Annotated in this window: 18 protein-coding genes and 1 tRNA gene; 17 read left to right on the forward strand and 2 right to left on the reverse strand. The window is 46.6% G+C overall.

Annotation, left to right across the window (positions count from 1 at the left end; genetic code table 11):
- Positions 1 to 40: 40 nt before the first annotated feature.
- Positions 41 to 2470, forward strand: coding sequence for an Eco57I restriction-modification methylase domain-containing protein (locus tag EL633_RS00960; protein ID WP_161981844.1), 2430 nt, complete (start codon positions 41 to 43; stop codon positions 2468 to 2470).
- Positions 2471 to 2480: 10 nt separating this feature from the next.
- On the opposite strand, the gene EL633_RS00965 is transcribed toward EL633_RS00960, so the two are convergent.
- The gene (locus EL633_RS00965; RefSeq protein ID WP_126625402.1) at positions 2481 to 2945 is read right to left on the reverse strand and encodes a DUF6992 family protein; all 465 of its coding nucleotides are present in this window, start codon (positions 2943 to 2945) and stop codon (positions 2481 to 2483) included.
- A gap of 263 nt (positions 2946 to 3208) precedes the next feature.
- Here EL633_RS00965 and EL633_RS00970 point away from each other — a divergent pair, with 263 nt between their 5' ends.
- From EL633_RS00970 to EL633_RS01015, 10 genes are all read left to right on the forward strand, one after another.
- The gene (locus EL633_RS00970) at positions 3209 to 5929 is read left to right on the forward strand and encodes a DUF8815 domain-containing protein (protein ID WP_126625403.1); all 2721 of its coding nucleotides are present in this window, start codon (positions 3209 to 3211) and stop codon (positions 5927 to 5929) included.
- A 284-nt stretch (positions 5930 to 6213) separates the two neighbouring features.
- Complete coding sequence (locus tag EL633_RS00975; protein ID WP_126625404.1) at positions 6214 to 6972, forward strand: SIR2 family NAD-dependent protein deacylase; 759 nt, start codon at positions 6214 to 6216, stop codon at positions 6970 to 6972.
- Positions 6973 to 7130: 158 nt separating this feature from the next.
- Positions 7131 to 8198, forward strand: a complete 1068-nt coding sequence (locus EL633_RS00980; RefSeq protein WP_218027395.1) for a glycosyltransferase family 2 protein — start codon at positions 7131 to 7133, stop codon at positions 8196 to 8198.
- 120 nt (positions 8199 to 8318) lie between these two features.
- Positions 8319 to 9509 carry a glycosyltransferase family 4 protein gene (locus EL633_RS00985; RefSeq protein ID WP_161981845.1) on the forward strand — a complete coding sequence of 397 codons (1191 nt, stop codon included), beginning with the start codon at positions 8319 to 8321 and terminating at the stop codon, positions 9507 to 9509.
- A gap of 40 nt (positions 9510 to 9549) precedes the next feature.
- Positions 9550 to 10515, forward strand: coding sequence for an NAD-dependent epimerase/dehydratase family protein (locus EL633_RS00990; RefSeq protein WP_126625406.1), 966 nt, complete (start codon positions 9550 to 9552; stop codon positions 10513 to 10515).
- 81 nt (positions 10516 to 10596) lie between these two features.
- The gene (locus EL633_RS00995; RefSeq protein WP_126625407.1) at positions 10597 to 11661 is read left to right on the forward strand and encodes a lysylphosphatidylglycerol synthase transmembrane domain-containing protein; all 1065 of its coding nucleotides are present in this window, start codon (positions 10597 to 10599) and stop codon (positions 11659 to 11661) included.
- A gap of 150 nt (positions 11662 to 11811) precedes the next feature.
- Positions 11812 to 13101, forward strand: coding sequence for an efflux RND transporter periplasmic adaptor subunit (locus EL633_RS01000; RefSeq protein WP_161981846.1), 1290 nt, complete (start codon positions 11812 to 11814; stop codon positions 13099 to 13101).
- 25 nt (positions 13102 to 13126) lie between these two features.
- Positions 13127 to 14548, forward strand: a complete 1422-nt coding sequence (locus EL633_RS01005) for a tetratricopeptide repeat protein (RefSeq protein ID WP_126625409.1) — start codon at positions 13127 to 13129, stop codon at positions 14546 to 14548.
- Positions 14549 to 14623: 75 nt separating this feature from the next.
- Positions 14624 to 17959 (forward strand): glycosyltransferase family 39 protein, encoded by a 3336-nt coding sequence (locus EL633_RS01010; RefSeq protein ID WP_161981847.1) that lies wholly within the window; start codon positions 14624 to 14626, stop codon positions 17957 to 17959.
- A 344-nt stretch (positions 17960 to 18303) separates the two neighbouring features.
- The gene (locus EL633_RS01015; protein ID WP_126625411.1) at positions 18304 to 19626 is read left to right on the forward strand and encodes a hypothetical protein; all 1323 of its coding nucleotides are present in this window, start codon (positions 18304 to 18306) and stop codon (positions 19624 to 19626) included.
- Positions 19627 to 19756: 130 nt separating this feature from the next.
- Here EL633_RS01015 and EL633_RS01020 read toward each other — a convergent pair whose 3' ends face one another.
- On the reverse strand, positions 19757 to 20476 hold the full coding sequence (locus EL633_RS01020) for a hypothetical protein (RefSeq protein WP_126625412.1): 720 nt from the start codon (positions 20474 to 20476) through the stop codon (positions 19757 to 19759).
- 618 nt (positions 20477 to 21094) lie between these two features.
- Between EL633_RS01020 and pgmB the strand changes: the two genes are divergently transcribed.
- The 6 genes from pgmB (at position 21095) to EL633_RS01050 (ending at position 26874) form a co-directional block, all read left to right on the forward strand.
- On the forward strand, positions 21095 to 21742 hold the full coding sequence (pgmB, locus tag EL633_RS01025) for a beta-phosphoglucomutase (RefSeq protein ID WP_126625413.1): 648 nt from the start codon (positions 21095 to 21097) through the stop codon (positions 21740 to 21742).
- Positions 21743 to 21803: 61 nt separating this feature from the next.
- Entirely contained in the window at positions 21804 to 24017 is a 2214-nt protein-coding gene (locus EL633_RS01030) for a glycoside hydrolase family 65 protein (protein WP_161981848.1), read from the forward strand.
- A 195-nt stretch (positions 24018 to 24212) separates the two neighbouring features.
- A tRNA-Glu gene (locus tag EL633_RS01035) sits at positions 24213 to 24286 on the forward strand.
- 410 nt (positions 24287 to 24696) lie between these two features.
- A complete protein-coding gene (locus EL633_RS01040) occupies positions 24697 to 25080 on the forward strand; it encodes a cupredoxin domain-containing protein (protein ID WP_126625415.1) in 384 nt (127 codons plus the stop codon).
- Positions 25081 to 25266: 186 nt separating this feature from the next.
- Positions 25267 to 25872, forward strand: a complete 606-nt coding sequence (locus EL633_RS01045; protein WP_126625416.1) for a hypothetical protein — start codon at positions 25267 to 25269, stop codon at positions 25870 to 25872.
- Between the two features lie 495 nt (positions 25873 to 26367).
- On the forward strand, positions 26368 to 26874 hold the full coding sequence (locus EL633_RS01050; protein ID WP_126625417.1) for a (2Fe-2S)-binding protein: 507 nt from the start codon (positions 26368 to 26370) through the stop codon (positions 26872 to 26874).
- Positions 26875 to 26903: the final 29 nt, after the last annotated feature.

Genomic DNA, 26903 nt, shown 5'->3' on the forward strand with positions numbered 1-26903 from the left:
ATGTATAACAAAAATATCAAGAAATAGGATGGGGTGTAGAGTGCTTAAATCTGGACACTATTCAGCATTTCAACATATTGAACAGGTTATTAAGCTTTTCTATGCACGCTTTAAAGTAGAGCGCTCAACCTTCCAACGCTGTTTTTCATGTCCTGATTCTCGTATATCTATCATCGAACAAGAGCAATTGGCTTCCCTTCTCCTTAATCGCTTGATGTTTCTCTATTTCTTGCAAAAACAGGGCTTCCTGAATCACGATTTGCTTTATCTCTCTCATCAGTTGCAAGCGACCCGCCAGCGTGCTGGCCCTGATACATTTTACGCTTCATTCCTCTGGCCACTCTTTCATCAAGGACTTGACAGCCCCGTCCATACACCGGAAATAGTTGCGCGGCTCGGACAGGTTCCATATCTAGGGGGGAGTCTCTTTGCGTTACGTAAGGTTGAAGAACACTATCACTCCATTACAATCCCTGATAGCGCTTTTGAACGGCTCTTTACCTTTTTTGATCTGTATCGCTGGCACGTTGATGAACCAGCGGGACAGGAAAAAAGTTTACTCACACCTGACGTGCTGGGCTATATTTTTGAACAGTATATCAATCAACAGCAGATGGGCGCTTATTATACGCGTGAGGATGTAACGACATATATCGCCAGTAATACTATTATTCCTGCCTTCTTTGATCACATGACACACTTATACCCTGCCATGTTTGGGCCTGCGGGTCCAATCTGGTCACTTCTTCAACAGCAGCCTGAACGCTATATCTCTGCTATCTTACTGGAACAGAACTATCTGCCAGATGAAACGCCACACGAGTATGAACAACGTCAACAAGCTATCCAGAAATTACTGACCTCATTAGAGACTGGACAGGTCACCGCCATTGACGCACTGATCTCCTCTAACCTGGAGATAAATCGTTTTGCGGTAGATGCACTACAGTCTTTGAATGATCCTCAGATACTCCTTGCATGCTATCACCATTTGACCCAATTGAGTATTCTGGATCCTACCTGTGGTTCCGGTGCCTTTTTGTTGGCAGCTCTACGTGTATTGTTACCTTTATATGAAGCCTGCCTGGATCAATTAGAGAAAATCAATATAATTGTGTCAACTATATATACCAGTCAGAGATCTCGCCGCTATAATGTGCTGAAGACAATTATTACTTGCAATCTTTATGGCATTGATATTATGGAAGAAGCAATAGAGATATGTAAGCTCCATCTCTATTTAAAGCTTTTGGCCCTGATCGAGCAGGTCGAAGATATAGAACCACTACCTGACATTGAGCAACACATTCTCGTGGGCAACACCCTGATAGAGCTACAAGATATTACGATGCCTGCTTCTCCAGCTATATATCAAGCGACCATTCCACCACAAGCACAGTGGCAGTACTCTTTTCAAAATATACTATCACAGGGGGGCTTTAACGTTATTATTGGCAATCCCCCCTATGTAGAGTATAGTGAACAGACCTTCCCTTATGCGCTTAAACACTTCGTCACCAGATGCTGCGCCAACCTGTATACCTGCGTTGTTGAGCGCAGCCACCAGTTGCTTTCGGCGCATGGACGCCATGGTATGATCTTACCATTAGCTGCTTTTGCCACCAGAAATATGCAGCCATTTCTGAGCGCATTTCTACGTTGGTTTCCTGTTAGCTGGCTCTCTTTTTATCATTTTCGCCCATCCATGCTCTTCTCTGGTGGCAAGGTCGCCAGCATCCCTACTGCTATCTATCTGGCTAAACCAGAGGGTTCAGTACAACGCTATAGCACTCGTCTCATAAAATGGGCACAGGAACAGCGCCCTTTGCTTTTCTCTCGGCTCATTTATCACGCGATTACTGCCCCACCCGATCCACTCAATCTGCACTATTATCCCAAATTCAGTCATCCGGTTGAGGATGAGATCCTGAAAAAATTATTGCTGCACCAGCCCGTCAGTAACTATGTTTCACGCATACCTAATGCAAATACTATGTTTTATCGCACTGCGGGTGGACTGTATTGGAAAGTCTTTGTCAATTTTCCCTGGCCCTATGAAACAACTTCAAATAAACAATGTTTCTTCCAGCAGAATTATGACCGTGACGTGTTTGTAGCCTTATTTAATAGTTCACTTTTCTGGTGGTATTATACGGTAACCTTTGATACTTTTAATTTGAAAGATTATATGCTTTTTGGCTTCCGCTTTAACTATCCCACACAATCATCAATCATCCAACAATTGCAGGATTTGAATCAGCAGTTGATGGATGATTACTGTCGTTATGCCAGACATCTTAAACGCGGCCAGACTGGTAGCTATACTGTTTACGCTCGCAAATCAAAAGCGATTATCGATCGCATTGATATGCTTCTGGCCCAGCATTATGGCTTGAGCGCCAACGAATTAGCCTTTATTATCAACTACGATATCAAATATCGCATGCGTCTGGCGCAACCTGAAGTATAGCAGGAAAGCCTTATGGTCTCTGCAACCAATGCCGCCGAATTTCACCCACCAGAAAACCATCAAAAAGGAACAGCCAGAGTCCTTGTATGAGAACGCCCCAGCCCAGACCCTGACGATCTTGCTGCTCTGTAAAGCGCCCTAGTACCCAGGCTCCACTGAGAATATACAAAACATCTAGCCCCACATTTATGACCAGAATGCGATGTAGCCAGTTAATTTCTTTTTGCTCGGACCTTTTTTCGATTTTTGCCTGCTGAAAATCCTGTTCTTTGCGCCGGGCGCTTCGGATACCAAATATGGCCAAGACGGTGTCAATGGCTCCCCAGGTACATGCTTGCAAGCCAAACTGTTTCCAGAATGAAGATGATGTGCCTTGTAAACTGGCACCGATGAGCATATTTACCAGACCCCAACCAAGCAAAATACCAAGCCGACGCTGCTGATAACGATAAAAATTCTGAAATGGATTTGTCATTCATTCTCCTCTTTTCTCTATCTGGTACTGGACAAAAGCGAACCAAAAATTTACTATTGTAATACGCGTAGCATCTATACCATTTTGTCTCAAGAATATTCATAAAGTTTCATAGTATATCCCATCATTAGCTGATGATGGTCCTTACCATGGATACCTGCTTTCGTATTTTTCTCACGATGAGTAAACACGGAAAGCTTACAGAAAGACGCTTATTGTCACACGTAATGATGTCTTGAAGCAGTGGGAAAGGGCCATTTAGTATGCGTACTAGCCACAACAGCTGGCTCCCAACATCTGGACGCAAAAAGATCATCTATAGTATAGGCATCTGCACTCTGGCCTTGCTTATTCTGGTCATTTATCATCTGGCACTTCCTCCTTCCACACCTCAAACCGCAGCCAGTGGCATTAATCCAACCATCACGATTGAGGCGGGCTTTGAGAATACTTACCGTTCAGGTTATTGGACACCGGTACGCGTGACTATTGATAATAACGGTCCTGCTTTTGATGGCAAGATCTCCGTACGTACGTTTTCAGGATCCATTCGCCAACAACATATTGATACGATCTCGCCGTGGAGTTTTGAGCAACCTGTGACATTAGCACAAGGGGCGGAGAAACGCTTAACAGTCTATGCTCCACATTATACAGGCAATCTGCTCACTCGTGGTTTTTTGGCTACCCTGAGTAACAGTCTGGGACAAACTATCAGCACCCAATCCAGTCGACAGGGCTATGAGGTACAACCCGGCGATACCCTCGTTGGCGTTCTTTCAGACAATGAGGCGCTCGAACCGCAACTGGCAAAACTTACACTTATCAATCAGTCTGGCTCGCTTAACGTTTCAAGATTAGATACACGAACACTGCCGACGCTGGAAACCGCTATGGAAAATTTCGATGTCCTTATTTTAGATAATTTTGCCACCAATACCTTGAGCGCCCAACAGTTGACAATACTCGAAACCTGGGTAAATCGTGGAGGTATTCTCATTGAGGTGGGAGGACTTAACTGGCAACGTACACTGGGACCTCTACCAGAGAGCCTGTTGCCTGTTACCATGCAAGGACTAAATGTGCTACCCGCACAAACCCATCTGCTTTCTTTTAATGGCAATACTATTGCTCCAGCCGCTACCGATATTCCGCCGGTTCCACCTACCATCAGTACCGCAACTATTCATGAGCAAAGTGCTTTTTCTTCGATCCAAACAGTTTTCGGCACCACAAATATGCCACTCCTTGTGCAGGGACACCAGGGCGCTGGTATTATCTGTTATCTCGCTTTTGATCTGGCCGCACCGCCACTCAATAATTGGGGAACCTCTTCAGGAATCTGGCAAATGTTATTACAGCGTGTAATGGGTGATCATCTGTTGATCTCAAGTGGCGCCCAAAGCTATGATGGTGGACCCGGACAAATTCTCACGCGCGGTGGTCTGATCAATTTTTTGGCGCCAACTATATCACCACTCAGTTTAGAATTGATCGGCCTCATAATAGGATATTTACTATTCCTGGGTCCTGTACGTCTATGGTATCTGCGTAAACATCCACAGGCACGTCTGCAAAGCTGGCGTATCGTTCTCTGCGGTATCCTGGTCTTCTCACTGCTATCTTATGGTGTGGCCGCCTCCATAAAAATACGAGCGGTAACAAATAACAGCGTTTCACTCATTCAGATCAATCAAAATGGAACGGCGGCCCATGCGACAACATATATGGGTGTTCTGGTCCCAGGTCAGGGTGATATGAATCTGCAACTTCCAGAGGCCAGTCTGGCCGAACCCATCGATGGTCAATATCTGAATCGTAATGCGAGTAATCCTGATAACCAGACGTCCATGGAGAGTACGCCAACCACGGTGACGTATAATCCACACAATACCGATCTCAAATTATATAATGATAAATTGTGGTCCATTGATCCTATAATTTCAGAACAAGATCTGACCCTGCAAGGAAAACTGTCAGGACATCTCACCTTACAAAACAACCATGTTCTGGGTACCGTCCACAATAATTTGCCAACTCCGCTCAGCGATGCATATGTACTTTTCCCGCATACGTTTATTCCCCTGGGACATTTAGCAGTAGGTCAGACCCGTACATTTGATGTCTTACTTAAAAATATCATGCCCGTTTCAGAGCAAACGTTGGCGGACCAGATTGGCAGGCAAACAGGCTTGCCAGGTCAATACTTTCCTTATCAACAGAAAAAGCAGCCCCAAACCAATCAACAACAGCATATGGCGCTCTTATCGGCACTTAGTGGCATAGGCTCCAACTACGTGGCCTGTGAAGGATCGTGCCTGACTCACGCAATCACTAGCAAGAGTACCATTTATGTCACTGGTGGGCAGATACCTGATCCCAATCTCAAGAATGACTACGATCCATTACTCATCCCCGGTGCGCAGGCAACATTGATTGCCTGGTCGGATGACCCATTAACTGCGGTGTCTGCATCAACGGTCAATCAACAAACACCTCAAGGGCAACATACAAGTTTCCTGCAGATGCCACTCTCGATGGAGTACTCAGGTGCGATCACCATTCCGCAAGATAGTATTACAGGAACGATCATTGATATTGCCAGCTATGACGCGGGTGCCATCCTACCTGGCGCCTATACGCTCTCAACTGGCAGTCTCAAATTTGAAATAGCACTGCCAGGGACAAAACGGCTTGCGATTAAAAGCTTGACCATTACCGTGCCAGACCTCATCAAGCATCCTTCTGGCCCCGGTTCGGGCTCATCAATCCATAATGGCAACATTCAAGCCAGATTGTATAACTGGCAGTCTAAAACCTGGGAACCAATCAATTTCACGCCAGCCGATACATTTACCACCAGGCAAGCAGAAAAATATACCGGACCTTACAGTCGTATCCTGATCCAGGTGGGAAACAAGAGTACTGCACAAATTTACTTTGGCAAACCACTATTAAGTATTAATGGTAATGTTACTCCTTGATAGACAGCCACCCGCCTGATCGAACAGGGCTTTTTAATTTTCAGCCGGGAGTAACTGTCAGGCAAATCATATACAGAGTATTTCTGGTGTGGTGTGTGTTCTGTGGGCGGCCGTGGCCGCCCACAGAACACACACCACACCAGACTCCGGCGCCGTAGGCGCCAGGAAGAGGAAAATTAAAAAGCCCTGCTGATCGAATACTTGTGCTTGCCAAAGGATCAGACAGGCGTTATAGTCTGTAGAGGTACTTTTTCTACGCATATTTGTATATCTTATCAGGATCTATGTTAAGTTTAGCAGAACAAATTCAAGATACAATTGAATTGCTACAATACTCACGACAGATTGTGGTCCTTACAGGCGCGGGCATCAGTACTGAATCAGGCATCCCGGACTTTCGTAGTCCTGATTCCATCTGGCAACGCCAGCCTCCAGTTAGCTATCGCGAGTTTATCAGCAATCCCGTAGCACGCAGACAGTATTGGCAGACACGCAGGCAGCTTGCCCAGCAGGTGTCACAGGCACGGCCAAATGCCGCGCATCAAGCTCTCGCAAGATTAGAGCAGCAACAACGCTTGCTGGGATTGATTACACAAAACTTTGATGGACTGCACCATGATGCGGGTCACCAACCTGAACGCATCGTGGAATTGCATGGGACTTCGCGCTTTGCAGCTTGTACCCATTGCGGTAACCGTTCCTCTATAGCTGAACTGCAACAGCGGGTAGAGGAAGGTGAACATGATCCGCGCTGTACTCTCTGTGGAGGTTATTTAAAAGCCGCCACTATCCTCTTTGGCCAACGCATACCAGAAGCTGAACTTAACCGTGCAAAAGCTCTGGCCAATACTTGTGATCTGTTCCTGGTCATCGGCTCATCACTCAAAGTTACCCCTGCCTCGATCCTACCTCGGTTAGCACTACAACGCAATGTGCCCCTCATTATTATCAACCTTACACCTACCAGCCTGGATACGCTCGCTGACGTCGTTATCCATGAACACGCTGGAGCAGTGCTTCCAACCATTGTCTCCAACCTCTGATACTTGATATCTGACTTCGTGGCATCGCAACAGGCACTCCCCAACACTCATCTAAAGTATCGTTGTTGAGATGTCGATTGTGTCATGTATAGAGATCCATATACATAAAGATTGATGTTCATGCTCTTTTTGGGGAAGAGTGTACGAAGGAGATAATTGTGAGAAAAAACAACGACATACGTTCCAAGTACTTGTCCGTCATTATCCCCGTTTATAACGAGGAAGAAAGCATTTCACATTTACATAAACGTGTGCACGCGGTACTGGCCCAGCAATCTTTTTCGTATGAGGTGATCTATGTTGATGATGGTAGTAGCGACCAGACATTTCAGCAGTTAAATCGGCTGATTGAAACAGATGCTCATGTGCGGATAATCCGTTTTCAACGCAACTTTGGTCAGACAGCAGCAATGGCCGCAGGTCTGGCCCATAGTCAGGGCCGGATTATTGTCTTTATGGATGGTGACTTGCAAAATGATCCTATCGATATTCCACTCCTGCTGGAAAAGATCGAAGAGGGTTATGATGTCGTTAGTGGCTGGCGCAAAAATCGTCAGGATGCAAAATTAAGTCGGAAAATTCCTTCCCAACTGGCTAATAAACTCATTTCCAACGTTACCGGTGTCCATCTTCATGATTATGGCTGCACGCTGAAGGCTTATCGCTATGAGATGCTACGCCATGTACGCCTCTATGGCGAGATGCATCGCTTTATACCCGCATATGCCGCCCTCTATGGAGCGCGTATCACTGAGTTAGAGGTTAATCACCATGCGCGGCAATTTGGAAAATCCAAATATGGTATATCACGTACGGTACGCGTTGTCCTGGACCTTATCACATTAAAGTTTCTGGGTAGCTTTGGTACCAAGCCACTCTACGCCTTTGGCATTCCCGGTCTCGCATCCATAGGATTAGGTCTGGGTACGGGAGTGTTTAGTCTGTTACGCAATCTTTTCCCTGTCCGTTCACGCCGACAGCGTACGCCTCTGTTTCCTATCTCACTCCTCCTTTCTGGCTTCGGCCTGCTCAGTATCCTCTCCGGTCTGCTGGCTGAATTGCTCATTCGCACCTACTATGAGTCACAAAACAAACAAACCTATGTTGTTAAGCAATTATCGCCGGTATCAAACCCTGTGCGACACCTACCAAATGATGATCTTCAATCATCAAAACCATTGGATATCCAGGAGCATGTGGAAAAAGAGAATGCATCCAGTCATTAGCCGCTTGCGCTGATCAGGTGTAAATTTCTAAAAAAGATGGCATACATCCACATTTATCAGTCCAAACAAGGCCCAATAGTATAGGCGATCCAGCAGTCAATGCATACGAAAGGAAACGCGATGAAAATCTTAATGATTGCCCCTCAACCATTTATGGAAGAGCGAGGGGCACCATTTGCCATCTATCATCATATTAAGGCGCTCTTATGCATGGGTCATACAGTTGATCTGGTCACCTATCATATTGGGAAGCCAGTAGAATTGCCTGGCCTACGCATTTTTCGTATTCCAACCATTCCTGGTATTCATCAGGTGAAGGTTGGGCCCTCTATGGCCAAGTTTCCCCTGGATCTGCTGGTCTTCTTCCTTGCTCTATGGCGCTTATGCATCGAACGATATGATTGTATGCACACGCATGAAGAAGCCGGTGCAATGGGGATTATCTTAAGCGGTATCTTTGGGCGCAAACATCTCTACTATATGCATTCAGATCTATCACAACAAATTGTGAGCTCGGAATTCACAAAAAACCCCTTTCTTATTCGTTGCGTTGAAATGGTGCAAAAACTGATTGTGCGCAAGGCTCATGGAGTCATTGCCATTTGCCCCGATATCGAAGGAACCGCACGCAGTATGACCGAGAAGACTCCAATCCATATGATTGAAAACTCGGCAGTAGATGAAAATTTGCCCGCCCCCACACAGGAGGAGATTTTACAGGCTCGTCAAGAACTTGAACTGGGCTCTGGTCCGGTCTTGCTCTACACGGGCACCATGGAAAGTTATCAAGGCATTGATCTGTTAATTCACAGTATCCCGGCTGTCTATAAAGCCTTTCCAGATGTCAATTATATTCTGGTCGGCGGCCAGACAGCTCAGATTGAGCGGCTACACGCCATGGCAAAAGAGCTTGGCATCCAGGATGCGGTCCGCTTTATCGGCCAGAGACCACTGGATGAAATGCCAAAATATATGGCCCTTGCGGATATTCTGTTGAGTCCGCGCAGTAAAGGGACCAATACGCCATTGAAATTATATACCTACCTGCATTCAGGCAAACCAATTCTGGCGACGGAAATTTATTCACAAACCCAGGTTCTCTCGTCGGAGACAGCGCTACTGGTACCACCAACAGCCGATGGGTTGGCGGAAGGAGCGATCACACTACTACGCGATCCAGAATGGGCAAAGGCTCTGGGTGAAAACGGACGACTGTTTGCAGAAGAACACTATAGTTGGCGGGTGTTTCTTAAAAAGAGCACGTATGTCCAGGAGGAATTTTCTGCTGATGTATTAGAAATGGCTGCGTAAAGTAGAAACAGATATACTGCTACCGACTATCAAGGAGAACATCATGCGCTGTTTAGTTACGGGTGCCGCCGGCTTCGTTGGTTCCCATCTGGCTGAACGCTTACTAGCTGATGGACATGAAGTCTGTGGTGTTGATGCCTTCATTGACTATTATGATCGCTCGATTAAGGAAAAAAATTTGGACGGCCCGCGTTCATGGCGTACATTTACATTTATTGAAGGTAATCTGATCAACCTTCCTCTGGAAGCACTACTCGATGGCGTAGATTGGGTCTTCCATCAGGCGGCACAAGCCGGAGTCAGGGCCAGTTGGGGTAGTGAGTTTGCACGCTATACTGAGTGCAATGTGCTGGCAACACAACGCCTGCTGGAAACTGCGTTACGCGTCGGAACCATCAAACGCCTGATCTATGCATCTTCTTCATCAGTCTATGGAGATGCAACGATCTTTCCGATTGAGGAAGATACGCGGCTACGCCCTTTCTCGCCCTATGGGGTAACTAAATTAGCGGCCGAGAATCTCTGTACCCTCTATCATCATAACTTCGATGTCCCAACGGTCTCACTACGTTACTTCACGGTCTATGGTCCACGCCAGAGGCCGGATATGGCCTTCCACAAATTTTGTAAAGCCATCTTGCAGCATGAGCCTATCCACATTTACGATGATGGATATCAGACTCGCGACTTCACATTCATCTCGGATATCGTCGAGGCAAACATTCGCGCCGCGACCTCAGAGACTGCGGTTGGTCAAATTATGAATATTGCTGGCGGCTCACGCGTCACGTTGAGGAGTGTGATCGCTATTCTGGCCGAGGTTAGTGGTAACAACATCAAGGTAGCATTTGAACAAAAACAGCATGGAGATGTACGCCATACCTTTGCCGATACACGGCGAGCTCAACAATTTCTCGACTATGCTCCCGTGATCTCACTCGCACAAGGATTGGCCGAGGAGTTTGATTATACTCGCTCACTCTATCATCTAGCTCAATCTGCTTAGTTCGCACTTGTTCTCCGAGAGCAAGCCACTACCGAGGGAGCCAGTTGGCTTGCTCCTCTTAATAGAAAATGTGGAGGTGTAATGAGCATATTACGGCCACAGAAAAGAGATCCGTCCCAGGAGAATACTGTGCCTGAGTCAGATGGAGAGACAACAGAGTTGTTGCCTCCCATTCGCCCTCGCAAACCTTATATTGCACGTATTAAGTTTGCGCTCCGGCTTAGCTGTACGGTTCTGCTACTAGCCTTTCTTTTCAAGTCATTTTCCTGGTCGAGCGTCCTACAGAAATTAGAGCATCTTGACGATGGAGGAGTAGTAATAGGAGTGATTATTGGTCTGATCGGTGTCATGCTTAGCTCTTATCAATGGCAAAGTCTGTTGGAAGGTGAAGGCATTACTATCGATCTTAAAAGGCTGATCAATCTCTACCTTGTCGGCATTGCCTTCAATCATTTTTTACCTACTGGTATGGGGGGTGATGTAGTCAAGGCCTATTATGTAGGCAGAGAAGGACGCAATCCCAGCGGCTCAATTAGTGCCGTAGTTATGAGCCGCGTGACTGGTTTTATTGGGATGATCATTGTCTCGGTTCCTAGTTTGATCATCTGGCATATAGCCTTTCCGCAATGGGTAGTTATCACTTATGGTCTTGCCAGTCTGGCTATGTGTAGCGCTCTGTTCTGTGTCTTCTTTGCGGTTACGTTGCTACCAAAGTTTCTCAAAGGAAATTGGGCCAGATACCGCATTGTCACGTCCTTGCTCGAAATCGGTATGACACTACGGGAAAGCCTCAGACATCCACAGGCACTATGTGCGGCGACGATCTTTGGAGTGCTTTTTCATCTTAGCGCGGCACTCAATTATTATGCATTCGCGATGATCTTGCATATCCATATCCCGCTTCCTTTTTTCCTGATAATCATTCCGATGGTCTCGCTGGTCTCAGTGCTACCTACGACGATTAATGGCTATGGCTTACGCGAAAGTACTTTTATCGCTATTCTTACCAGCTTACATGTTGATCCATCAAGCGCAACAGCGTTAGTGTTGCTGACAGATACACAGGGCATCTTCTTTGCCGTTATCGGAGGAATAATGTACCTGTTGATGAGGGAAAAGAAGATCGCAGGCAAACCAGCACCTTGAATGCATAATCGTATAAGACGTACAGCTTAGCCCTATGATTACTGTATGAAATCAGGTTGACACGTTCCGTTTGCAGCAGTGTAGCGGCGGCAGGTTGGAGCTCATGATGCTAGCTACTCATGGGCATATTCAGCTATGGAGAGGTTTACTATGGACGAAAGACGGTCTCAAGTTTTACCCGAATATACAGATCCTTCTGAAGCAGTCTCAAAGCCCCTGCCAAAACAAGGGAAAGAGCAGCTGAACAATACGAAGGACCAGTATACGTCTGCATTGATAAATAAAAATACCGAACCAGAAATAAAAAAAGCAGCCATAAAAGTACAACGCTCGCTGCCCTTATTACTCCGTCGTTCAAAGGTCACTATCACAAATGCAGCGCAACAGTTTCAACAACAGCCCAGGCGTATACGAACCTTGAGCATTACAGCCCTGATTGCAGTAGTGGCCCTGATCGCTATTATCCTTTATACCTTATGGTACTCGCTTCTGGCGGTACAACAGGTGACCGTGTTTAATGTAGGACGGCAGCAACAGGTAACCCAAAATGTGGGTGGTGGTGGCCTGGTAGATGCGAAACAAAGCTTCAATGTTCAATTTCCATTGGCGGAACGCATTATGGATGTATTGGTGAAACCAGGCGATCATATTAAGCGCAATCAGGCACTGCTTAAGCTGGATCCATCACAACTTAATGCGCAGATACAACAGGCGGCCAATGACGTCACTGCTGCCCAGGTGTATCTGAATTCAGTTACAGCGACAGCCATTAATCCCGTTACCATAGCGCAGGCCCAACAGGCCTATCAAGTCGCCAACAACCGTTATCACGCCCTGCTCGCTCAAACCAATAATCCAACCCTCCATAGCGGTACGTTGATCTCACCAGTAGATGGAACAGTGATCACGGTCTTGATCAGTCCAGGTGAGGTTTTTGCCGCGAATGCCATATTAATGACCCTGATGGATCAATCCTCAGTCGTTGTACATACCCAGATTCCGCTGGCTAATCTACAACAAATCCAGTTGGGTGCGGCCGCCCATATTACCCCTTCCGCTTTGCCAGATGTGACTCTTGAGGGAAAAGTCACGGGCATTATACCGCAGGCTAATGCGCAAACGGATACCTTTCAGGTTGATGTGACTGTCCCAAATAATCGGCAACTTCTCCTACCAGGCATGAGTACATATGTGCGTTTAGAAGGCAAGCAGACCGCCTTTATCGTTCCTCGTATCGCAGTACTCAATCCTGATCACGAATCATCGGTCTTCCTGGTTCAGAACGGCCATGCTTTCCTCAGACAAGTGCATGTGGCTGGTTCCGCACCGGATGTTTTCTATGTTGATAGTGGACTGAATCCTAATGATCAGATTGTGGTGCTACCACTGAACCGTCTCCATCACGGACAGGCTATCACCGTTAACTCTGTTGAACACTAAGGCTGGAAATGAGGGGAAGAAGCACATGGTTACCTCGCAACGACGACCCTGGTCTGCCCGGCGCTGCTGGGCGCCATACCGGGTCATTATACCAGGGGCCGCTGGCGTTAGCATGTTGATCGCTAGCGTGCTTCCCTGGTTCACCAACCCCTCGGGAACACGCCTGATAGCATGGCAACTGCCGGTCGACCTCGGCTGGCAGTTGCGTTCGGGTATGTTCAACTATGGATTGATTTGCGCTTGCTGTGCCCTCTACATTTTCTATGTAACTCGCCAGACATGGCTGGTACTGCGGGCACAAAATAGCGCAGATCCAACCTACCTGCTGGCAGCGCCACGCGTCTCACTAACACAAAACTATATACAAGCAGGCTTGTTGTGTCTGGTGCCAATGGTGCTGTTCCTTTTTCAGTTTCTTTGCGCGGATATGGTAACGGTAGCAGATGTGACGCGGCAACAGATTCAGTTGGAACTGGCTCGTACCCATCTGGGGTATCAAGCCACACCGGAATTCACGCCAATTTTGCCATTTACCTTGCATGAATCCCATATTGCTGGTCGCCTGGCAATGCTGACAAACCAATTAAGTCCTGGTTGGTTTGTACCGCTGATTAGTATGGCCATACTTTTTACGGCAAAGGTTTTCCTTCCGATGCGCATACGCCTGCTGCCACTGGCGTTTCCAACCCTACGCTCAGAACGTCGCCGTCGCAACTGGCTGCTAGGTGTCGCTGTCCTACTTGGACTGATCATCTTTGGTCGCGCGCCTGCCGCTCTGGCCTGTCAGGCTCAGGCTGACCACTTTTTGAATGTGGGCGAGTATACCAATGCCCTCAACTGGCTTGATCATGCCCGAACACTGAATCCTTCGTTTGAGCAATCACTGGAATACCACATTGCACGCGGGAAGGCCTGGTACTTTCTACACCCACAACAGCCAAATGCTGAAAGTGCTGTGTATCTGGGTGATTACTACCGTAGCCAGAATGATGTTTATAGCGCCTATCAGGCCTTACAAAATAGCTGGAACACATATGCTCATACGCCCTGGTTACGCGATGAAGTTAGCCTGTCATTGATACAAATGGCTGAGCTCAGTCGCCCACTTAGGAGCATACCTAAGAATAGTTTGGTGAGTAATGAACCAGCTTTACCCTGGCTGACCGAACTATTAAAAATTGATGATACCAATTTTTATGCGCATTTTACTATCGGACGCATTCTCTATGATCTACATGATTATTCTGGATGCGAAGCTCATATGCGTATGGTTCTGAATATCATTTCCAGCCCTGAAATGCAATCCGCCGCTTATACCTATATCGCTATGAGCAGATTTGATTCGGGGGATATCAGTAATGCGCGCGAGTATCTGTATAAAGCACAAAATTTAGATCCGGCCTATCGCAACAATACTGCTCGCCAGCATATGTCAGGGATGCGATAACCAATGCTGGAAGCTCCTGCCGCGCATGAGTAGCGTTCACGATTGCTTTGTAATAGCATGACATGGAGAAAGTCTATGAGTGTCATTTCCTCAAAGATTTCTAGCGGAGATATATCACAAAGGAAGCTTGAAACACTGGCCATACAAAAGGTCAGGCATCGTCTGGCAAGCTTCTCTTTGTGGTTATGTCTATTGCTTGCATGTACAGGTGCAAGTTGGTTCGCCTTCCAATATACGCTAATCCCACAACAGACGACATATGTTCCTCAATGGCAGGGGGCACGTTGGATTGAGGCTGTCGATACCAGCGCACCTGTGTCTTATTATCGCTATAACACTAACTTCAATACTATTCCAGATAACGCCTATGTAATGATCACGGCCAATCAGGTTTTTCGTCTGTTTGCTAATGGCATTTTTATCGGGGATAATATACAGGATTTTGATCATGGCGAGACGCCACGTACCTATATGTTTGATCTGGATTCTGTGCTGCAAGCTGGTATTAATGCGTTTAGTGTACGTGTAGTGGACGCCGATCAAAAACATCCGCAACTTCGCGCCTTGATCGGTCTGAACTGGGGCAGTCAAACCCGCTATATCAAAAGCGATGCCTCCTGGCAGGCGACAGGACAAACGGTACTGGCCCATGCACGTGGCGCCCCTAAACCCTATAGCTGGACACTGGCTCCATTTGATACCACGCTCTGGCAAACAGCACGCCTGGTTGATCGACCACAATATGCGGATGCGCTCCTTACGGTAAATCCAATCGTCTATACCCATCCACTACCTTCTCATTGGCTTAGTGTGAAAGGCGGACAGGAGGGGTACTTTGTCCGCCAACTTGAGATACCACAACAAGCAGGCAGTGTCTTACTACGGCTGGTTGCGACCGGACAGGCAAATGTTTTTATTAATGACCACCAATATATGCAATGGAATGGTCAACCTCCCGTCCCACAACAAACACTCACAACTATCCTGGATGAGGCAGATGGTATACCGGTTGTCTATCGTACAGGACTAATTACAGGTGTTTATGATATTACTCCCTATCTTCATAGGGGTACCAATGTCCTGGCAATCCACGTACTGGCTCCTGGAAATAGTACAGCGAAGGTAGGATTGGATGCGCTCAAAAGCGCGATGGCGATCGATGTACTGACCCAAACAGGTAATACGGTAACAAATCTGGCACAGCAAGATGCAAAATGGCATGCATCATCACAGGCGGTCGATCATTGGACCCAAGGGGGTGGTGAAACCTTACGCTGGGCAGATCCCAGCCCCATCGGAAGACCGGGCGCCAGTATGTCTTATTACGTGCCAGATAACAGCACACCGCGTAATGTGGTCTCTCTACCACCAATGCGGGTGGTAGAGGTCATCATTTATAGCAGTGTCGCTGTACTGGCTCTCTGGCTCTTACTGGCACTGCTAGTGCTACCACGTTACTATCGATCTCGTAGAGCAGCCCTTGAAGCAGCTAGCCTGGTATTCTTACCTGCTCTGGCACTGGAAGGGCTACTGGTGGTATTGGCACGCGAACCACTCTTGCCACAGCCGTTCCCATATACGGCATGGTGGGGATGCATTTTACTCGTCCTGCTGGCTGCGAGTGCCATTGGACTCTGGCTCCACGCACGCTACTGGCAGCAGCGAAATACGCTCTTTGTTGATCTTCCACAAGCAGCCGTTCCAGATGACAATCTCCAGGGCTTGCTGGCTGAGACGGAGGCAGCAAGTACAATACAAGCGGGGCCCTGGCGGCAACGTCTCATTGCCTGGTTACGCTTGAACTGGGGTCTCATTTTGATTATGCTGCCGATTATTCCGATGGTCTGCTACAGCATTGATTATGAGCCATTCTGGCAGGATGAACTGTCAAGTTATAATGCTGCTCGCAATATCATGGCACACGGCTTTCCAGCATTTCCGTCTGGCTTCATTTATCCAAAGGGAGAACTTTTCTCGTACCTGTTGGCAGGCTTCATGTTCATTTTCGGTACAACAGGACGCACAGTACCACGCATGATCAGCTTGATAGAGTATCTGCTAAGCATTCCAATACTCTATATAGTTACCCAGCGCATGTTTAATCGAAAAATTGCCTGGTTAGCAGCAGCCATGCTGGCCTTCTCACCGTATGCCTTAAACTGGTCTCGACAGACACGTATGTATGAACAGGCTCAGTTTATGGTTATCATTGTAATCTATATGCTTTATCGCGCAATCGAGCAGCGTGAGAAAAAACGCCCGGTCTACCTGGCGCTGACCTGTCTGGTACTGGCCTACTTGAGCCATGAGGAAAACTTTATTATTCTACCCGCAGCGCTGTTATGTACCTTGTTAGCGACGCGCGAAGCCCCTTATGGTATTCCCTACATCCTGCGCAAGAAGCACTGGTGGATACCTGCCCTGACTGCCTGCGCCTTGATTATTATTCAATTGCTGGCCGTTTTCTGGACCCATCCCGCTACCTTTGCGACAGATCAGAGTCGGCGTCCACAAATACAACCAGGATTTGATAATATACCCTATTACTTCTCACTACTTTTCAAGCAAATTGCGATTAAAGATAATGCGGCTCCATGGCTACTCACACAGCCCTGGCTCATTATTAACTCATCGCTGACAGTACTGGGTATCGTGCTGGCTTTTGTGCATAAAGATCGGCGCCCACGCTTCTGCGCCTTGTTTCTCGTTATTGCCAGTACCACACTGATCATGGTATTTACCATGCAAGCGGATCGTTATTACTATCCATTACTCCCCATATACTACATGCTAGGAGCCTATGCCTTCTGGAATGTTCTGGATCTCCTGTGGCACTTTGCTCGACCACATCTGGCACTGGACAAACATCTACTAGACGGACGACACCAGGCTGTCTCACTACCAGTACGTATTCTTCTAGGGACAATGGTAGCAATACTATCCTTTAGTGTGCTTGTCTTCCCGGCACTACCATTGAGCAACTATAACCTGTTTGTGAGTCGCGCTCTGGGACTGAGTTATCGCCATCACTTTGCCGACTATGACAATGTTTCAGACTATATGCACAAGCATTTACAGAAAGGTGATACGGTTATCACGATTGCGCCTGCCGTTTCTGTCCTCTACTATGTTGGTCAGGCTGATTACTACTTCTCAATTGACCGGGCACTCTTCTTGATTGAGCAAGATAAAAAGATCATTGAAACTACTTCTGGCAGTCATCCACTGTTCAATCCAAAGGACTTCCAGGATGTGCTGGCCGCACATAATCGCATCTGGTTGGTCACAGATAATGGTGGCTATCAGGGAGGTGTGACGAAATTGGGGCGCTTTACTTTCCCACCATCTGATTTCCGCATGGTCTATGAAGGCTATGGGTCAGCCGTCTACTTCCGAGCACAGAATCCTTAGCACCCATGCTGAAAATATGCTTGAGGGATTGCTATTATCATCCTTGTCAACATACATGCGCTACTCAGGCATGCCGATAATAGTAATCAGAAACACTGACGTTCTCTTCGTACAAATAAGCCAGCTTAAGCAATGGGATTTATAGAGGAAGGAAGAGGATCGAACCTTTTTCCTTCCTCACCCGGTCCCACTGGTTTCAGCAACCTATGATGGACAGCCGTCATCTTGTTCAAATACACTTATACAAATTCTTTGTATTATCATACTCAGACATGCCAATCATATACACTCGCGTTATCGCACACAGCAAAAACTTGTCTGGAATAGAGAAAGCAGGTAGTCATATGCAGCACACGACGCCAATGGCAGAGTTGCCCGCTGCCAATTTTTCGCCATCCGAAAGTTTGTCGGAAGATAAAGGACAAGATAATCGGTCTACGAAAAAAAAGGGGCGACAACAGGATACATCCGCAGCACCCGCAGGCCAGGCCTGGGCCTACCGACTCTTATGGATAACGTTCTTCATTTTCTTTGCTTCAACAGGAGCGGGCAAACTGTGGGATCGTGTCTGGCATGCGACTGTACGCTTTGATACTTTCTGGTCTCCACCACATTTCTTTGTGTTTGTGATGACATCTTTAACCGCAGCCCTGGTAGCATTTATTGCCTTCACACCAAAACTGCGTACCTGGTATGGACCATCTGTGCGCGTCCCGTTTTTGCCTTTTGAAATCGCTGGATCACTGGTCGTGCTGGGTGGCGGACTGGTTGCGCTAAGCATTACTATTATGTTCGATAACTTCTGGCATTCAACTTATGGTCTGGATGAAACGCAATGGTCTGTTCCTCATTGCATGCTGGGTTGGTCATGGTTGACAATTATTCTTGGCTTTATCGCCGCACGCCTGGCTTTTCGCACCTATCGACCAACAAACTGGCTTACGAATCTGGTGATGGCGCTCTTAATTCTAGAATTTCTTTGTCCCGCGGTACTGGGACCGTTTTACTTGATGTATTCCCCACATCTGGTTGATGCCTTAAAGAATATTCCTATTGTGCGTACAGAACCATCCGCCCAGCATATGTATCGCATCTATGAACAATTTGGCCTGACGCGTCAGACTCATGTGCTGTTCATTCCCATCGCGACATTCTTTGCTGGCGCGGCCATCATTATGCTACGCCGCCTGGATGCGCGCAAGCGGGTCTTCCTGCTGGCGCCACTACTGTGGTCATTGCTGCTTATGGGTCGTGACTGGTATACACTCTACTTCTTGCACTATGCAGGCGCGCATAAAATCACGGACATTCTCAAAATCATTCCTCGAGAACCATCACTCTGGATACCAATACCGCTCTTTGTGGCTGCGCTTGTCTATACCTTATTGCGCCAGAGTAGTTTTAAGGAGAACCGTATCCTGCTCATAAGTGGATTCATCTTTGGTATCTGTACCTTCTTCATCTGGCATAATAGCCCCTGGATGCTTCTGCTGGCACTTCCTGCCGCTGTGACCATGCTCTTTGGAGCCTGGCTCGGCAATTACATCTACAATATCATGGAAAAACCGCGCATGGAAACACTCATGAGTTTCCTGCTCGCCACCTGCGCACAGATACCCGCAGTCCTGGGTATCGTGGATCTGTTCATGCGCCGGGCTACCCCCTAACATTAGCCAGAAGAAAGAGCAGTAATCCAGCTAATGCATTAGCTGGATTACTGCTCTTTCTTTCTATCTAGATGCCTTTTATCATTATTTATGTAGAAAAAAGCACAATGATAAAGTTAGTACCCTACTCTTATTTGCCAGCAGGTTTAGCATACAGGCCGGTTTGCGAAACGTAGACATCATATGTGTGGGTATCTGCTGGTTGAAAAACAGCATTGCCATAGGCAGCATCAACAAATGGCGATGACCAGGCCTGCTTATAAACCGATTTAAAAAAGTCGCCATCACCACCATTCAGCGTCACTACCGTGTGTTTGGAGGTACTTTCTAGATTTGGATCGCTGTAGGTACCTTCCAGGCGCGTAAGTTTGTAACTGGAATGGATCCCAAAGATATTCATCCAGGACGGAAACTTCACCATGGTGCATTCCAGTTGCCAGCGATCACCGTTCATGCTGTAGACTTTATTTGAAATCTGGTTCCCTTTATCATCCAGCATGGTTAACCTAACACTCATATGTTGGGGATCATTTTCAAAGGTCTGCGCTTGCACCTGAGCAACTTTAATATCATTGGTTAAACCCAGGTAACTTTGAATAGAGAATGTAAGCCAGAGCAAAAAGAGAGCCAGTATTAACATCACGACACCACCAAGACCACGCTTCCAGCGCAGTTCACGGCGATGTTTACGCCAGCGACGGTATTGCCGGCCATCTTCATCTTCAAATAATTCCAATTCGCGGCGGCCGCTCAGCAGGCCCATAAGCGATGAAATCAGGAGAGCAATAGCAATTACAGCGATTAAAAACAAGAATAATTGCGGTAAGCCAATCTGTACAGGTGTATTCATAGAAATCCTCAGCCTTTCGGATGGTGTTGAGAAACGTCCCAGTGAACTCAAGCAGACATCTTCTTAATACTATACGACCCAAGCACTTTTTTCAGTTCAAGTTGTTTTCATAGGAAAAATGCTCGTTTCATCATAACGCTCGCGGCACGTTAGTCTCCCGTCCGATGAAATATCTCCTTACTTACATAAACGTCAGGGCTTTTTAATGTTCGCATAGGAGATCACTAGCAAGCAATCGGATGTACATTATTTCAGGTGTGGAGTGTGTGTGGTGCGCGGCGGCCGCCGCGCACCACACACACTCCACACCCCCAACCCGGCGCCGCAGGCGCCAAAAAGGAACATGAAAAAGCCCTGCATAAACGTAGCAATGCCTTGACTTTCTAATCACATCTGCAAATTGTCCCCTCAAAAAAAGGACCAGAAAATAGTTCCATTATTGTTCTATGTAATTTAACACATCTAGCGTATACTAATATCTTAATACAGATAAAATTTATGCCTTTTTTAAGTGCTATCTTGTCAACATTTACGCAAGATCATCGTTTATAAACTAGGGGCTATAACAAAAAGGCTAGTTGTGGCCACTTTACGTTTTTAACACGAGAGGAAACATGTATGCCAAAGGCAAAAGCGATCTTATTCGATCTGGATGGGGTTCTCACTGATACGTCTGAATATCATTATCGAGCCTGGAAACAATTGGCGGATGAAGAGGGCATTCCTTTAACAAAAGAGGAAAACGATGCTCACTTGCGTGGTGTGGGCCGACGCGATTCTTTGATGTATATTATTCGTGGCCGAAACTATAGCGAAGATCAAATTCAGGAGATGATGAAGCGCAAAAACGACTACTATAATAAACTCATTGAGCAGATGAGTCCCAGTGAAGTTGTACCGGGTGGTCGAGAATTATTACAGGAGATTCGTCAGGCCGGGCTGAAAAGTGCGGTGGCATCGGCCAGTAAGAATTGTCGTACAGTATTGGAACGTTTACAAATTATTGATCTCTTTGACGGTATTGCCGATGGCAATAGTGTCGTCAATGGCAAACCGGCACCCGATATTTTTGTTTTTGCCGCTGGCCTGGTAGGAACGCCAGTTATTGATTGCATTGGTGTGGAGGATGCTGATGCGGGTGTTGAAGCGATTAAAACCGCAGGGATGTATGCTCTGGGGGTTGGACCCAAAGAGCGTTTTAAACGCGCTAATAAAGTGGTACCAACTATGGAAAATATTCGTCTACAAGATATATTGGCGGATTAATAGAGCGCCTGATCAGGCGCTCTTTTGTGCTTTTGAACACAAAAAGCATGGAGGATGCGAAGTGGGAAACCTCTGGCAAATAAGCGAGGAGTCGCTCAGTCCTAATCTCAAACAGATTCAGAGCCAGGAAACGGTATTTACTATTGGTAATGGCTACTTCTGTACACGTGGTACCTTTGAAGAAGGGTATCCACATGAATCATCGGCGACATTGCTCTTTGGTGTCTTTGATACAATTCCGATCGCCAAAGAAGAGCTTGCAAACGCGCCAGACTGGGTCGGTATCCAGTTGTTCGTAAATGGCGAACGTTTTCGGCTCGATAAGGGAAAATTGTTATCATACACACGTATACTCGATGTGAGCACTGGCCTGCTCACGCGCACAGTTCAATGGAAAAGCCCCTCAGGAATCCTCTTGCGTGTTAATAGCGAGCGCTTTGCTAGCCTGGCTGACGAACACCTGGGAATGATACGCTACAGCGTCACATTGGATGAAGCACCAAAAGATCAACCGGTTGAAGTTTCTTTGCGGGCCAATTTTAATGCCGCCCGTGGTAACTACGATGTCATGCACTGGAATACGACGGATCAGGGTCATACATCAGATTTGCTCTGGCTGCAAAGTCAGACCAAAAAAACTCAGGTGACCCTGGTACAGAGCATGAGCTTTAATTCAGACGATGACCAGGTACAAAAAGAATTTGTGGATGGCGATATAGAGCCAAGCATTCGCTTAACAGGTTCATTACAACCTGGTGCGACCATTACCGCGGAAAAATCTGTAGTCATGTATACTTCGCGCGATGGAGATGAGCCACTACGTGTGGCGCTCAGTCATCATCAAAAGATTCTCAGCACTGCCGCAGAAACACATTCTAGTTCTCCACATAAAGTCATGATCTTTGACTATCAATTTGAGCAGCAAAAAGCCGCCTGGGAACAGTATTGGCAACAGGCAGACGTTATTATTGATGGCGATGAAAAAGCGCAAGTAGGTATACGCTATAATATCTATCAACTGCGCATCAATGTCTCTGATCATGATAATCGCTACAGCATTGCGGCTAAAGGTTTGACTGGCTTTGGCTATCGTGGCCACATTTTCCACGATACCGAGATCTTTATGTTGCCTTTCTTCACCTATGTGTTGCCAGACATTGCTCGTGACCTGTTATTGTATCGCTATAACCTGCTCTCCGCTGCCCGCAAAAAGGCGGCTAGCAACGGCTATGATGGTGCCCAGTATCCCTGGGAAAGCACGCTCAATGGCGAAGAGACTACACCACCCTCCATTGTCCATCCAGAAACAGGTGAGGTTATTCCAGTCCTCAATGGCTTTATTGAATTGCATATCACCTCAAGTATTGCTTATGCGACCTGGGAGTACTGGCGGGTCACTGGCGATGATAAATTTATGCGGGATTATGGAGCCGAGCTGCTGCTGAGTACCGCCCTCTTCTGGGATAGCCGGGCGGAAAAGAACGAGAAGCACAACAACTATACTATCTCAGATGTTATTGGACCCGATGAATGGCATGAGCATGTGAATAATAATGCCCATACCAATATGATGGCCAAACGGAATATCCAGACAGCACTAAGTACGCTCAAATGGCTTCAAACTGCTGCACCATCTAAAGCAACTGCGTTGATAGAACAATTACACCTTACTGATGAGCGATTACAACACATGCAAGATGTGCAGGAACATCTCTATGTACCACAAGGTGCTAAAGGATTACTTGAACAGTTTGATGGTTTCTTCAAACTTCCTACCTTTGACCAGAGCAAATATAAAGGACGTAAAGATTCCTATCAAGGTATCCTGGGTATCCATGAGGTACAAAAGTATCAGCTCATCAAGCAAGCAGATGTATTAATGTTGCTGACTATGTTGCGTCAAGAAACTGATTACGACACCAAAAAGGTCAACTGGGATTACTACTTCCCAATTACCGACCATGACTATGGTTCCTCATTGACACCTGCCCTACATGCCATCCTGGGAAGCGAACTCGGCCATACTGAGGAAGCTTATAAGATGTTTATGAAGGGTGCACTGGTAGATATTGAAAACCTGCGCGGCAATACACCGGAAGGAATCCATGCCGCATGCGCTGGTGCCGTCTGGCAAGCCGTCGTCTTTGGCTTTGCTGGCCTACGCGTCACGGAAGATGGCTATAGCACGCAACCGCATTGGCCCGATAACTGGCAGCGATTGAAATTCCAATTCAAACACAAAGGTGAAACCGTTCACGTAGATCTGCAACGCTAATATCATCTCTGGTGCCGCGAGCGCCAGAAAGTGTATTGGGTGCGCGGCCACAATTACGCACCCAATACACTTCACTTCTGAAGCGCTGTTTATCTTATCGCTTGCTAGTGATCATTAAAAAACCTTGACAAAAACCCAAAGTCGGGTTATTATATGTCGCGTGGCCAATGTACACATAAAGTCACGCCTATCCAAGGCGCATTCGTCTAGCGGTTTAGGACATCGCCCTCTCAAGGCGGAGATCACGGGTTCGAATCCCGTATGCGCTACTCAAGCAAGCAAGAAGATGTAAATTCTTGCTTGCTTTTTATTTCTGGAGTGCAATTAATATACCTACTCAATGGCTTTTCGGATCGCCTGGAAGGCCAAAAAATATACCACTTGTCAAATTAGCAATATTTTGCTATAGATAAAAGGAGAAGGTTTGATTACCACATCGATCAGATGCGGTACCAGAAAGCATCAAGTCATTTCCACAATGCACAACGTAAACGAAACAAACGAAATATCAGTATAATTCAGAAACAGGATAGCGAACCTTTCCAGAAACTCTTGCTGATAGCTTTGCCATATCGACAACATTTTGCTATAGTAAGAGTGTCCCCAGACAGGATATCCTTGTCATTATTACATCTGTTGGAGACGAACAGAATTCTCAAGGAGGACTCCAAGGAGCATTATGAATAAAAAGATCCTATTTGGACTTTTAGCCCTCACTCTCATGACCGTTTTATTCTCAGCCTGTAGAGTTATTGATGCAAACTCTATTCCCAAAAATGTGACCGCGCATATGGGTGCAGCAACCTTTATCCAGACCCAGGTAGAGGTACCGAAAGGTCAAAAGCTTGATCTCGTTGACGATGTATCAGCAGGCCACGTTATTAAAAACGGAACCTGGAAAGGTTCAAAAGCTGATGAGACAAAAGAGCAAGGTGCCCCCGATGTTAATTCAACCTTCACCGGTAACGATAAAATATCGGTTGGTCCATTTAATACCGCAGGAACATTTCAACTTTATTGTACTATACACGGTGGAATGAATCTCACAGTTGTAGTCAAATAAAAATCTTCTATATCTGATACACGGAGAACCGAGATTTAGCGCGCATGTCTCAGTCCTCCGTGTGTTTTTCTTTTCCATACCAATAGTACTTTCATGGTAGTTACTGCACAATTTTGCGGCCCTTGCTACAAGGTATGCTATACTACGCACCAGTATAGTGAAATCGACGAGGGTGATAGCAGCTTTATGCAACAAAAATCAATTACAGCTAACATAAAAGTATCTCCCATCTCATTCTCTTTCAAGTATGGGTCTATCTTATTATTGTTTTTACTCAGCACACTGGTTGTAGCCTGTGGAGCTAATAGCGATACAACCGCTGGTGCGGCTGGTACACCTGAACCAACTACAAAAATTAACATAAACTCTCTGGCCAGCCCTACCCCTACCTTACCACCTCAATGGTGTGGTGTCTGGTTACTCAACGCTTCACCCACTTTTGATGAAAATGGATTCATAAATATTTACGGTAAGTTTACATTAAATAAGGATGGCAATCCTCAGGGCATCCCTCAAGCCAACGTTACCTTCAATGTGCACTGGGGTGATGGTTCATTTGTACCTGTGCCCGCCAGTACAACCAGCGATGGGCTGGCTGTGGCATCTTTATCTATGCGCGGACATGCAGCCGCACTGAATCGGCTCTCATTGATTACCGCTACCTTTACCTCAGGCAATGTAACCTGTACGGTGGATGAGAAACGTCCTCAATCTTTTGTCGTGATTAATGGCGTTAAAGTCAAAGGTACCGTAAATCCGACAACCAAACCTGGCAGAAAACCGAGAAATTAAAACAATAGCGAAAATCGCACATACTACTGGTAGTCCCCAACTATAAGAAATTGAAGTCTCATCAATAGTTGAGCGAAAAAGACGAGAGCGGCGGTAAAGCGCTCTCGTCTTTTTACATTGACAATCTAACCTTGCGTGTGCTACGCTCTTCACGTCATACAATTCCTTTTCTGGACGTCTCAAAGGAGGGTCGTAACGGGATAGGGACGGTATCAGTGTCGCATTATCTACAAAAAGATAGACAAAGGCAAATCTAGCAGCCATTATCTATTACTTGTAGGTCGCTACAGATTTCGCCTTCTTCCTGTAAAATGAAAGGAGACCGGCTGATTTCAAGCAGTAGCGTACACTAAAAGTATGAGTAACTCAACACATTCCCCACCAAAACAGTACAGCAGAATCTTTTGTAGCATGAGTTGCATAGGAATATCGCGTATAGAGCCTTTTCGACAGAGGCGGAAAGATGCGTGATTAGCAGAGGTAAAGGTACTATCAATGACGACGAAGCGTTCAATCACAGTCACGGTCAACGGACAACAACATCAGACTGAGGTAGAGCCTCGCATGTTGCTGGTTCACTATTTACGTGAAGTGTTGGATCTGACTGGAACCCACATCGGCTGTAACACCTCACAATGTGGTGCCTGCGTGGTTATGCTCAATGGAGAGGCCATTAAATCCTGTACCGTGCTGGCCGTTCAAGCAGATGGCGGCGAGGTAATGACGATTGAAGGTCTGGCTCCTGAGGGTGGACTTCATCCCATTCAGGAAGGCTTCTGGGAAAAACATGGACTTCAGTGTGGTTTCTGCACTCCAGGCATGATTATGGCCTCTTATCAACTGCTCAAAAATAATCCTCATCCAACGGAAACAGAGATTCGTCGTGGATTAGAAGGCAACATCTGTCGCTGCACGGGTTATCAGAATATCGTGCGCGCCGTCCAGGATGCCTCAGAGCGTATGAGTACCAGTGCAGAAACACCAGTTCCAGCCGGAGATTAATCCCTAGAAACCCCTTTCTGCGCAAGGAT

The sequence above is a fragment of the Dictyobacter alpinus genome (assembly GCF_003967575.1).
Classification (GTDB): domain Bacteria; phylum Chloroflexota; class Ktedonobacteria; order Ktedonobacterales; family Ktedonobacteraceae; genus Dictyobacter; species Dictyobacter alpinus.